The sequence below is a fragment of the Tenacibaculum sediminilitoris genome (genome assembly GCF_964513795.1).
Taxonomy (GTDB): Bacteria; Bacteroidota; Bacteroidia; order Flavobacteriales; family Flavobacteriaceae; genus Polaribacter; species Polaribacter sediminilitoris.
The window spans coordinates 363,228-374,527 of record NZ_CAZEQR010000011.1 but is presented as its reverse complement, the minus strand read 5'-3'; the positions used below and the strand labels follow the sequence as shown (position 1 = coordinate 374,527).

General features: G+C 29.6%; 11 protein-coding genes. 2 read left to right on the top strand and 9 right to left on the bottom strand.

Annotated features, from left to right (window positions below):
• Positions 1 to 486: 486 nt before the first annotated feature.
• From ACKTSW_RS05495 to ACKTSW_RS05485, 3 genes are read right to left on the bottom strand one after another with little or no spacing between them, the layout of a single operon-like run.
• Positions 487 to 1,179 carry a cyclase family protein gene (locus ACKTSW_RS05495; RefSeq protein ID WP_408024269.1) on the bottom strand — a complete coding sequence of 231 codons (693 nt, stop codon included), beginning with the start codon at positions 1,177 to 1,179 and terminating at the stop codon, positions 487 to 489.
• Between the two features lie 2 nt (positions 1,180 to 1,181).
• Positions 1,182 to 1,733 carry an acyl-CoA thioesterase gene (locus ACKTSW_RS05490; protein WP_408024268.1) on the bottom strand — a complete coding sequence of 184 codons (552 nt, stop codon included), beginning with the start codon at positions 1,731 to 1,733 and terminating at the stop codon, positions 1,182 to 1,184.
• A complete protein-coding gene (locus tag ACKTSW_RS05485; RefSeq protein WP_408024267.1) occupies positions 1,720 to 2,106 on the bottom strand; it encodes a 6-phosphogluconate dehydrogenase in 387 nt (128 codons plus the stop codon). The genes ACKTSW_RS05490 and ACKTSW_RS05485 overlap by 14 nt, the downstream gene beginning before the upstream one ends.
• Before the next feature lie 104 nt (positions 2,107 to 2,210).
• Here ACKTSW_RS05485 and ACKTSW_RS05480 point away from each other — a divergent pair, with 104 nt between their 5' ends.
• A complete protein-coding gene (locus ACKTSW_RS05480) occupies positions 2,211 to 3,386 on the top strand; it encodes a GlmU family protein (protein WP_408024266.1) in 1,176 nt (391 codons plus the stop codon).
• Positions 3,387 to 3,422: 36 nt separating this feature from the next.
• On the opposite strand, the gene ACKTSW_RS05475 is transcribed toward ACKTSW_RS05480, so the two are convergent.
• The 6 genes from ACKTSW_RS05475 to ACKTSW_RS05450 form a co-directional block, all read right to left on the bottom strand.
• On the bottom strand, positions 3,423 to 5,753 hold the full coding sequence (locus ACKTSW_RS05475) for a TonB-dependent receptor plug domain-containing protein (RefSeq protein WP_408024265.1): 2,331 nt from the start codon (positions 5,751 to 5,753) through the stop codon (positions 3,423 to 3,425).
• A gap of 35 nt (positions 5,754 to 5,788) precedes the next feature.
• A complete protein-coding gene (locus ACKTSW_RS05470) occupies positions 5,789 to 6,709 on the bottom strand; it encodes a FecR family protein (protein ID WP_408024264.1) in 921 nt (306 codons plus the stop codon).
• Between the two features lie 71 nt (positions 6,710 to 6,780).
• Positions 6,781 to 7,299 (bottom strand): RNA polymerase sigma factor, encoded by a 519-nt coding sequence (locus ACKTSW_RS05465; RefSeq protein ID WP_408024263.1) that lies wholly within the window; start codon positions 7,297 to 7,299, stop codon positions 6,781 to 6,783.
• Between the two features lie 58 nt (positions 7,300 to 7,357).
• Positions 7,358 to 9,106 carry a M14 family metallopeptidase gene (locus tag ACKTSW_RS05460; RefSeq protein ID WP_408024262.1) on the bottom strand — a complete coding sequence of 583 codons (1,749 nt, stop codon included), beginning with the start codon at positions 9,104 to 9,106 and terminating at the stop codon, positions 7,358 to 7,360.
• Positions 9,107 to 9,127: 21 nt separating this feature from the next.
• Complete coding sequence (gene coaD, locus ACKTSW_RS05455) at positions 9,128 to 9,580, bottom strand: pantetheine-phosphate adenylyltransferase (RefSeq protein ID WP_408024261.1); 453 nt, start codon at positions 9,578 to 9,580, stop codon at positions 9,128 to 9,130.
• On the bottom strand, positions 9,580 to 10,563 hold the full coding sequence (locus tag ACKTSW_RS05450) for a D-alanine--D-alanine ligase (protein WP_408024260.1): 984 nt from the start codon (positions 10,561 to 10,563) through the stop codon (positions 9,580 to 9,582). The genes coaD and ACKTSW_RS05450 overlap by 1 nt, the downstream gene beginning before the upstream one ends.
• 154 nt (positions 10,564 to 10,717) lie before the next feature.
• Between ACKTSW_RS05450 and ACKTSW_RS05445 the strand changes: the two genes are divergently transcribed.
• Positions 10,718 to 11,299, top strand: a complete 582-nt coding sequence (locus tag ACKTSW_RS05445; protein WP_408024259.1) for a PASTA domain-containing protein — start codon at positions 10,718 to 10,720, stop codon at positions 11,297 to 11,299.
• Position 11,300 lies beyond the last annotated feature (1 nt).

Below are 11,300 nucleotides of genomic sequence, written 5' to 3'. Positions count from 1 at the left end.
CATCCACACCAATCCTTAGGTAACAAATCACCTAAAGAATATATGCCTAGATTTGATGAAGAATTTAAATTCTTCATCAAATCTGACCTAAATAATAATTATTTGTCGAATTTTAAGGTGTCCTAAAGAGGGGAAGCCTACATGTTTGTTTTCTAAATTTTCGATTTGTGTTTGTAAATCCGAAATTTGCTTTTCTTTTTCGGTCAGTTTTTCTAATTCCGATGAAGTTTGTTTTGAATTACAACTTGCAATTAAAATCAATGTTAAAATCAGTAACGGAATGTTTTTCATAATTGTTGCAACTAGTTATATGCAAACAAGTATATTGTTTATTCAGTTTATATTTCGGGATAAAAGAAGTTTTTAGCAATTTTATTCTTTTTAAGAATCGTTGGCTAATATAAAACAAAATAAAAAATCGCGTACAAAAATATATGATATATAGCTGTGCTTTCGTGCTTTTTTTATTGGAGAGATACTACCAAATTATTCTAAAATAGCAACCGCTCTTACTGGCGATCCTGTTCCTCCTCTAATTTTTAAGGGCAAAGCTATAAAACGAAATCTGCCTTTACCTAATAGTTTATCAAGGTTTATCATGTTTTCATAATGTGTAAAACCCATTTCACCACAAATATGATGTACTTTCTTATTAGATACTTTAGGAACCCCTGGAGACATAGTTTCTACTCCAAAAGCAGCAATTTTTTGTTTACCTAACCAAGTAGCGCACTCAGCAGTAATACCAGGACCTTTCCCCCAGTTCTTAGTATTAAAATGTTTTGCATAATGGTTAGTACAAAGAAGCACAGTATCACCTTCTTTAATGTTAAGTCTTCCTTTATCTAATTGTTCTCTAATTTCTGCTGAAGTAATTAACTCTTGTAAATTTTTATGAGAAAAATCTAAGCAAATACCTTCGGTATAAAACATGCTTAGAGGCATAGTGTCTATAGATTTTCCTTCATGTTTAGCCGCCATATGGTTTAAAGCATCAACATGAGTTCCTGTATGCTCTCCCATTTCTAGTTTATATACAGCAGGAGTTTTTGTTGTCGGGTTTTCAATTCCATCCCATTCTTCATGGGTGTTATGTACATACATTTTAACTTGGGGAAGGCTTTTATAAACAGGCATTCCGTCAAAAATATCTTGACTTAAGTCAATAATTTCAGGCATAGTTATAATTCAATCTTCACGTTATAATTTTTAAGCTCTTCAATGTAGTTTTGAGCGGTAAAATTGTCATTATCAAACTTTTCTTGTCTGTTTTTTTTCATTTTTATTCTATGAATAGCTTCCAAAAACCGACGCATCTCCTTGTCTTTGCTAATAATAATCCCTGGTACTTTAGTATTAATACCATTTTCATTTTTAGCAACCATCGTAAAGTAAGAAGAGTTGCAGTGCTTGGTTTTTCCTGTTTGTATGTTTTGTGCTTTAACTTGTATACCAACCACCATTGATGTTTTTCCTACATAATTAATAGAGGCTTTCATAGTTACTAATTCACCTACTTCAATTGGGTTTATAAAGTTAACGGTATCTACTGATGCTGTTACACAATAAGTTCCTGAATGTTTAGAAGCACATGCAAAAGCTATTTGGTCCATTAATTTTAAAATATATCCTCCATGAATTTTACCACTAAAATTAGCATGAGAAGGAAGCATTAATTCAGAAATAGTAATGCGGGTATCTTTTATATTTCTATAACTATTATTGTTCATCATCTTTTCTTATTCCTCTAAAGTGAGGAGATTGTTCTTCTTCAACTTTGGTTATAAAGTACTTTGTATCACCTAACCAAAAGAAAGTGCTAAAACGTTCTTTATACGTAACTTTTACATATCGACCTTGGTATTCTTGAAGCTTATTAATCACCTCTTTTTGATTATCTTCTACAGAAAAAGAAAAAATTTGTGCTCCAGAAATACCTTGGCTAATTTCACCTTCCCAAGTTTTTACAACAACCCCTTTATAGCTAATCTTTATTAATTCACCAGAGCGAACACCTTCACTGTAAGGAACAAAGTAAATAAAAGCGTAGTATAATGCTGCTATTAGAGCAATACCGAATAAAATTAACCCTAAAATTTTTTTCATAGTAAAATATTGAAGAATATATAACAACAAAAGTAAGGTTTATATTTTGACTTGTAAAATGAATTGAAAGTGGTAAGTTTGTGTTGCTTCAAAAAATGATTAATATGAATTATATTTTATTTGATGGTGATGTACGCAAAGCCTTACTGCCATTTACATATACACGACCAGTAGCAGATATAAGAGTGGGAATTTTAACCATTAGAGAAAAGTGGGAAAAATATTTAGGGTTTACAACCACGACCATAACAGAAGAGTATTTAGAAGAGAAATATCCTATGGTTGAAATGGAAGAAAATGTGTTGTTAAATGCAGCTTTCTTACCAACCAAACCTTTGGTTGAAATGGTTAAAAATTTAAAACCTAATCAGGTTATTTTTAGAGAGGAAGATGTAATTGCTTTTTACACAACAGATACGCAAGACGAAGTAGACTTTTCATCTTATGAGCAAATTGAGTTTGAAGATGATATTATTAAGATAAAAAATACTTGGGACATTTTTTCATTAAACGATGAAGCTATTCGTAACGATTTTAATTTGATTACTAAAGGTAGAACATCACAACCAATTCCAGAAACGGTTAATTGTGTTAATAGAAATGATATTTTTGTTGAAAAAGGCGCTAAGCTAACTTTTGCGACTTTAAATGCTTCAACAGGGCCAATTTATATTGGAGAGAATGCAGAAGTTATGGAAGGAGCAGTAGTACGTGGTGCTTTAGCTATGTGTGAAAATTCAGTATTAAAATTAGGGGCTAAAATTTATGGAGCAACTACCTTAGGGCCATATTGTAAGGTAGGAGGAGAGGTAAATAACTCGATTTTGTTTGGTTACTCTAACAAGGGACATGATGGATTTTTAGGTAATTCGGTATTAGGAGAGTGGTGTAATATTGGAGCTGACAGTAACAATTCAAACTTAAAAAATAATTATGCTGAAGTTAAACTTTGGAATTATGAAACAGGACGTTTTGCGAAAACAGGATTGCAGTTTTGTGGATTAATGATGGGAGATCATTCTAAGTGTGGTATTAACACCATGTTTAATACAGGAACAGTTATAGGGGTTTCAGCTAATGTTTTTGGAAGTGGATTTCCTAGAAACTTTATACCTTCATTTAGTTGGGGAGGAGCTTCTGGTTTTACTGAATATAAAACAAACAAGGTTTTTGAGGTTGCCGAAGTAGTAATGAAAAGAAGAGGTATTGAGTTTGATGAAAGAGAAAAACAAATTTTAGAACATGTTTTTGAAGAAACAAAAATATATAGAAGCTATTAAACTAAAAAGACTCTACCTTTTGTAGAGTCTTTTTAGTTAAAAGTTAACTCTAAAAACAAAATTAGGAGTAATCCCTAATGACGTTTTATCAACTACTTTTAGTTTGTGTTCAATATTATTATCAGAATTTCTAACAACTATAGCACTGTACGTTCTGCTTAAAATATTTTTTCTTTTAAAAATATTGAGTAATGAGAAACCTAATCTACCTTTCCATCTTTCAGAAAAGTTAAAAGAATAAATTAAAGAGGCATCTAATCTACTATAAGTGGGAAGCCTGAGAGCATTAATATTGTCTAAATCTAAATAAATAACAGGAAATCCGTAATCATCAATTAAAAATTCTTTAACAGCAGTATAAGGGTTACCAGTTCTTTGAACCCAACCAAGAGATAATTCGTAATTATTTAACTTATAAGCATGAGACCAAGAAAAGTAATTAGTGATGTCATGATTTGCAGGGAAAAATTTATTTTCTAAATCTAAAAATTTAAATCTGTTTTTAGTGTACGAATAATTAATCCAAGTTCGATAGTTGTTAATTTTCTTATTAATTAAGATATCAATACCATATATTTTTCCTTTACCGTTAGAGAAGTCATCTGTTTGGTCATTATATCCACTAGTTTGCGAGGTCATTCCGCTTACTTTTTTATAATAAGGCTCAATATCAATTTTCCAATTATTTTTATTAAATAGAATTCCTGAAGAAATTTGCATGCTTTTTTGAATAGGAATATCATCATTATTTACCTGAGCCCATATTTGATTTTCTAAATCGAAGCCTAAGCTAGAGGTTTGAAACTCTATAATTTGACTGAGTGTTTGGTGTTTTTGCTCAAAAGACCCTTTAATACTAAAGTTTTTTGAAAGTTTTTTTTCAAAATACAGTCTAGGCTCTAAAACAGGTTTGTCTATTTTTGAAAAATAATTAAATCGAACACCAGAGTTAATGTTCCAGTTACTGTTATCGTATAGATATTCAATAAAAAGTGAGTGAGTGTTGTTTGTTCCTTTATCTTCTTGTAGTGATGTGTATTGATTTTGTTCCTCTGTATCAATAGTGTATTTTAATTTATACGATGCTTTAGTTGATGTAAAATCGTATCCCCAAAATAAATCAGTTCTATCACTAAAAGAGTAATTCATATTATATGAAATACCAAAATCGGTTAAATTATTACTTTTCATAGATAATATGAAAAGATAATTGTCAATATAATTATAGTTACCCTCATAATCTAAAATAAATTTAGAGAAATAACTCTTTATATTATGTGTTGTTTTTTCACTAGTCTTTTTCCAGTTAATACTTATACCTGTATTATTAATATCTAACCTATCATTGTATTTGTCTTCATAAAAAGGAATAATAAAGTCATTAAACATCTTGTTTTTGGTGTTTAAAAAACTAAGGCTCAAAGATTCTTTTTCATTAGGTTTATATACAAACTTAATAGTGTAATCTGAAAACTTAAATTTATTATTTCTAATGAATTTAATATTATTATCTATAATTTGATTTTCTTGATTATCGTCAAATGTTTGAAAAACACGCGTTGACAACTTATTAAATGTAAAAGTTTTTAAAATATCAGAAAAAGATCTTCTAGCAGAAAAAAAAATAGCCGTTTTTTCTGAAAAAGGAATTGTAATAAGAGCATCTGCATGTGTCATATTTAACCCAAAACCTCCAATAACTCTATCTGGAACGTTTTCGTTAGTCTTAATATCTATTACACCTGAAACTCTGTTTCCGTATCTTGCTCCTGTACCACTTTTTGAAAGAGTAATTTCTTTTGTTGTATAAGGGTTAAATGCCGAAATCATTCCAAAGAAATGCCCAGAGTAATACATCTTTATACCGTCCCATAAAACTAGATTTTGGTTTGGAGTACCTCCTCTTATATATATCCCAGAAGCAGTTTCATTAGGGCTTTGAACTCCTGAAATAATCTTTAAACTTTCCAATATGTCAGGCTCAGTTAATCCTGGTAAAACACCTAACTCTTTAGGAAGAATCGATATAGATCCATTTCTTTTTTTATTAATACCAGAAGTAATATAATTTGTAATAAATACCTCTTTTAATAAATCGTATTCATTTGATCTAAAATTAGAATTTTTGGTGATGTAATAGTAACGCTCATTGATTTGATTAAAAAATAAAGGAGTTTGACGTTCAATTTCACCAATGAGGTAAACTAATTCACATTTCTTTTTTGTAAAAGAAAATTTTTCTTCTTTTACAACTTCTGTATTAAAAGAAAATTTTACTCCAAAATTTACTTCTATTTCCTTTAGAACATCTAGTAAAGGAACATCAATAAAAGCGATGTCTATTTTTTCTTGAGAAAAAATAGACATCGTTAAGCATATAAAAAGTATACTTAATTTTATCTTCATTTATTATATGTCAATATAACTGAACTATTTTTTGCTAATTTATAAGAAATTTTCATAGGAGCAAAAACAGTTTGTAACGCTATATTAACATCTTCATGTGTGAAGGTACCTGTAAACCTTTGATTAGGGTCTATTTTTGAAGTGTCAAACTTTAAATTAAATTGACTTTCTAAAGCTTTTATAATCTGAAAAAGAGGGGTGTTATTAAAATAACTTTCTCCTTTTATCCAAGAAGGTTCATTACTTGTAAACTCCCAATTTTCACTAGTTTTATTATAATTTCGATAAGCTTTGCCTTTCGTTAAAATAACTTCTTTATCATTTTTTGAAGTTACTTTTACTTTTCCTTCATAACATTGAACTTCAAAATAGCCTTTAGAAGTATTTACAGTAAATTTTGTACCTAACACAGTTACATTACCTTCGGTAGAATTTACAGTAAAAGATTTTCCTTTTTCTACTTCGAAATAAGCTTTACCATTTAATGATACTTCTCTTTGATCTTCCCAGCTTTGTTTTTTGTAAGTTATTTTAGAGTTTGGAGATAAATGAGCTTGAGAATTATCAGGTAAAGTAATCGTTAATTGTTCACCAAAACTTGTTGAAAAATTTGTTGTTGAATTATTGAAATAAAAAAAACTAATTAATAAAGCTATAGATGCTACTGCACCATATATCCATGTAGGTATTAATTTTACTGTTTTCTTTTTAGCCTTTTTTGACTGTAATTCACGTAGAATTTTATCGAAAACTGCTTTCTTGTTATAACCAGGAGGTTTTAATAACTGAGAAGCATCATCAATAGCTTTAAAATGATGATAATCTTCTGTTTGTTGAAACTCTTTTAATTCTTCAACAGATAACTCATTGGCTATCCATCTTGCTAAAAAGGTTTCATTTTTATAATTTAATTTCATTTTCTGTTATTCGTGCTATTTGTATTAAAACAGGTAAAAGGTTAATTACCCTACTACAAATAATATTTTTGTTATACTTTACCTATTTGCTCTTTTAAAGTGAGAAGAGCTTTGCTCATTCTTTTTTCTACAGCTTTAACAGAAATTCCAATGATATTTGCAATCTCACTATATTTTTTTTTATCTATTCTACTGAGTAGGAATACTTCTCGTTGCTTATCTGGCAAATCAGCAATGGCTTTTTTTAATTTCGCATGAAATTCTCCTTCTTCTAAAATAAATTGAGGGGTTTCATTTGTTTTACCAGTAGAAACATTTTGCTTTTGGTGTTCAAGAACTACTTTTTGATGTGCAACCTCATTTAAAAAATGATTGTTAGCTACTGTGTATAGATAAGACTTAGCTTTTTCAAAAATAACCTTAGCGCAGTTGTTCCATAATTTTATATATGCTTCTTGTACGATATCTTCAGCTTGCTGAGTGTTACCGCACTTATAATATATATAATTTCTTAATGTTTGTGAATGTTGATTGAAAATTTTTTCAAAATTTTTCTGTTCACAAACAGAATTTAAGGGTTCTTTATTCATTTTGATTAAGTTCTTAATCAAAAGCAAAAGTATGAAAATGTAATTAAGAGACTAAAAATTATTTAAATAACTTAAAAACAGGCAATTTCATATGCTTTTTTTCATAATGAGGTGTTTGAGTATAAATCCAGTATAATTGTGCCTGCGGACTTTTTGAAAAATTATCATCTAATTTTAATTTTTCTTGAAACTCTTGTTTTATTGATGGGGTATTGTTTAAAAAATCTTCAGCAAGATCTTCAAAAACATAAGCAGAATACCCTTCTTTTTGTTGTAAAATAGTATCAAAAAAATTCCAATTAAAAAAAGAATCAGTGGCTTCAGCCTCTAAGGTTTCTATAATATATCGAATACCTTGTTGATTTGTAGGGATATAAAGGTCTCCTTTTTTTAAGAAAACATCTTTTTTGTTTTTTGATATTGTGGTGTTATAATGTAAATAATGACCTTCGTATGCCATTTTTCGAGTTTCAAACTCTTTAATATGTTGAACTTCTACAGTTAGTAGAGTGTCTTTTTTAAAACGAGTAAAATCAATTTTATTATTTTTTAACCGTTCTACAACAGCATGCCAACCTTGTTGTAAAATATAAGCTTTAGGTATGGTGATTTCTTTTGTAGGGACATAGTTATTATAATATGGTATTTTTTTATTAAAAGGTTTTGTTCTATTATAAAACAAACGTTTTCCGTTCGTTACTTTACTATCAACAAAGACACCTTCATATCCTTTAAAATGTAATGCACTAGGAGAACTTTTATTAACTTTAAAAGTAATAGGGTATATTTTTTTATTAATGATTTCATCAACTGCTTTTTTTCGTAAATCTTTTATTTTAGTGCTATTTTCTTCAGAAAAATCTAAAGAAGAAAATAACAATTCATAGGTTTGTTCTACTCTAACTTTGTAAGGTTTTAGCATATGGGTTTCAACCATTAGCCCTAAGGTATTGAATAGGGTAGTGTATCCAGTAGAATACCTAGGAGAATCGAAAAACTGCGACCATCCGTTTTCTGGAGTAGTTCCCCAAACATTTACGTAAGGAGTGATGATAATCTCTTTTTGAGCTAATGATTGTTCTATTTCAGGACGCATTTTAGTTTCAATAAACTCACCTAGGTTTCCTCCTAATTTATTGTGTTGTGTAAATAGATGTGTAATTGCGTACTGATAGTCTGCTCCATTACTTACATGATTATCGATAAAAACCTCTGGATTTACAGTGTGAAAAATCTCAGCAAAAGCAGCAGCATTTTTAGTGTCTTGTTTTATAAAATCACGATTTAGATCGTAGTTACGAGCATTTCCTCTAAAACCGTATTCTTTTGGGCCATTTTGATTGGCTCTCGTGTGTGAATTCCTGTTTAGCGCACCACCAATATTATAGACAGGAATAATACAAATTAAAGAATTTTTGTATTTGTTTTTTAAAGAATCATTTTGAACTATATCTCTTAATAAAAGCATAGAAGCGTCTATTCCGTCAGATTCTCCTGGATGGATACCATTGTTAATTAAAATTCTATTTTTAGAAGAATTCTTAAGATCTTCGATATTAGTTTTTCCTTCTGCATTGAAAACAATTAAGTGTAATGGTTTTCCAATATCGGTACTACCTATTTCAAACAAAGAAATTTCAGAATATACTTCAGCTAAATCTTCATAAAAAGAAATAACTTCATCATACTTGGGTGTTTCTGTTCCATTTGAAGTTTCAAATAGCGTTGTAAAATCGACGGACTTTTTTGTAGGTTTTTGTTTACAAGCAGTAGCTATTATTAGGAGCAGTACAATTAGTTTTTTCAAAAGAATAATGTTTAAAAAAGTTTAAATTCTAACAGCATCAGGTACCAAGCCTGTATAATCACCATCGTTTCTAATTACATCTCTTACAATTGAAGATGAAATATAGCTTTTACCTGAGGAAGTGAGTAAGAAAACAGTTTCAATTTCAGAAAGTTTTCTATTGGTGTGTGCAATTGCCTTTTCAAACTCAAAATCGGCAGGGTTACGTAAGCCTCTTAAAATAAATTGAGCATTTTGTTCTTTACAAAAGTTGACGGTAAGTCCACTATAAGTAAGTACTTTTATCTTTGGTTCGTGTTTAAAAGTCTCTTTAATAAAACGTTTACGTTCTTCTAAAGAAAACATATATTTTTTATCAGCATTTACACCAATTGCAATAATTAATTCATCAAAAAGAGTAACACCACGTTCTATAATATCTACGTGCCCTAAAGTAATTGGATCAAAAGACCCAGGAAAAATTGCTTTTTTCATTATATCTTGTCTTTTAAAGCCATTTCAACGGCATTTCCAAATAATTCAGACAACGAAATACCTGCTTGATTGGCCTGCTGTGGTAAAATACTAGCTTCTGTTAGTCCTGGAACGGTATTCATTTCAATAAAATGAGGTTCATCGTTAACTAAAATATATTCGGAACGAGAAAAACCACGCATATTTAAAATTTCATATACGCGTTTGGCTACTTCTTTAACTTTTTTTGTTTGAGTATCTGTTAAGCGTGCAGGAGTAATTTCTTGTGATTCTCCTTCATATTTAGCTTTATAATCAAAGAAATCATTTTCAGAAACAATTTCAGTGATTGGTAGTACTTTTGTTTCTCCTTTATACTGAATTACACCCACAGAAACCTCAGTACCATCTAAAAAGCTTTCAATTAATATTTCAGTGTCTTCATTATATGCTTTTTCTATGGCAGGAATGAGTTCTTCTTTGGTATATACTTTTGAAATACCAAAGCTAGAGCCTGCACCGTTTGGTTTAACAAAGCAAGGAAGTCCTACTTTTTTAATAAAAGCTTCACAATCTATTTCATCCCCTTTGTTAAGGTATATAGAAACGGCTGTCGCTATTCCGTATTGTTTTACCACGCTTAAGGTATCACGCTTATTAAAAGTCAAAGCCATTTGATAAAATGGGGCAGAGGTGTGTTTTAAGCCAATAAGATCAAAGTATGCTAAGATAATGCCGTTTTCACCAGGTGTACCGTGAATAGCATTAAAAACACAATCGAATGTGGTTTTTTTACCTTCAACTTCAATCGAAAAATCTTTTTTATTTATTAGATGTTCTTCTTCTTTATTATCAACATACACCCACTTCTCTTTTAAAATATGAACTTTATATGCGTTATACTTTTCTTTATCAATATGTTTGTAAACTACATTACCACTTTTTAGAGAAATTCCTACTTCAGAGGAATAACCTCCCATAATAATAGCGATGTTTTTTTTCACTTCAAATGTATTTCAATTACTGTTTTTATGATTGTTGGTCTAAAATCCAATTGTTGGATTATACAAACTTACCAAAAAAACTGGTTTAAGACTTGTTGATTTGAAAATAGTAATATTTTTACAGTAAATTTGTACCATCTTACAAAAAAATGACATGAGTAATTTTTCAGAAAATCTTAAAAGTTTATTTCAATTTATAAAAAGTAAATCGTTTTTAAAAAACATAATTATAGCAATTGTTTCAATACTTGTTTTTGTATTTGTGTTACAATGGTGGTTAGAAGTAACAACAAATCATAATCAAAAGATACAAGTACCTAATTTACATAAAATGTCTTTAAGAGATGTTGAGCAAAAGCTAGAAGAGTTAAATTTAGATTTTGTAGTGATTGATAGTGCAAGTTATAACCCAAGTTACCCAAAGAAGTCGATTATTGAACAAGATCCTGAAGCTGGTGATTTTGTAAAAGAAAAACGTAAAATATACTTAACATTAAATCCTTCAAAATATAGAGATGTTATAATCCCTGATTTGAATGGGCGTACTAGGCGTCAGGCAACTACGCACTTACGTTCTATAGGTTTTAAAGTAGGAAAAGATGTAACGTGGGTTCAAGATATAGGAAAAGATGTAGTACGAGGTTTAAAACATAACGGACAAAAAATTGAGCCAGGAACTAAATTACCAAAGCAAACAACCATCGATCTAATTTTAGGTGATGGTAACGGATACTAAT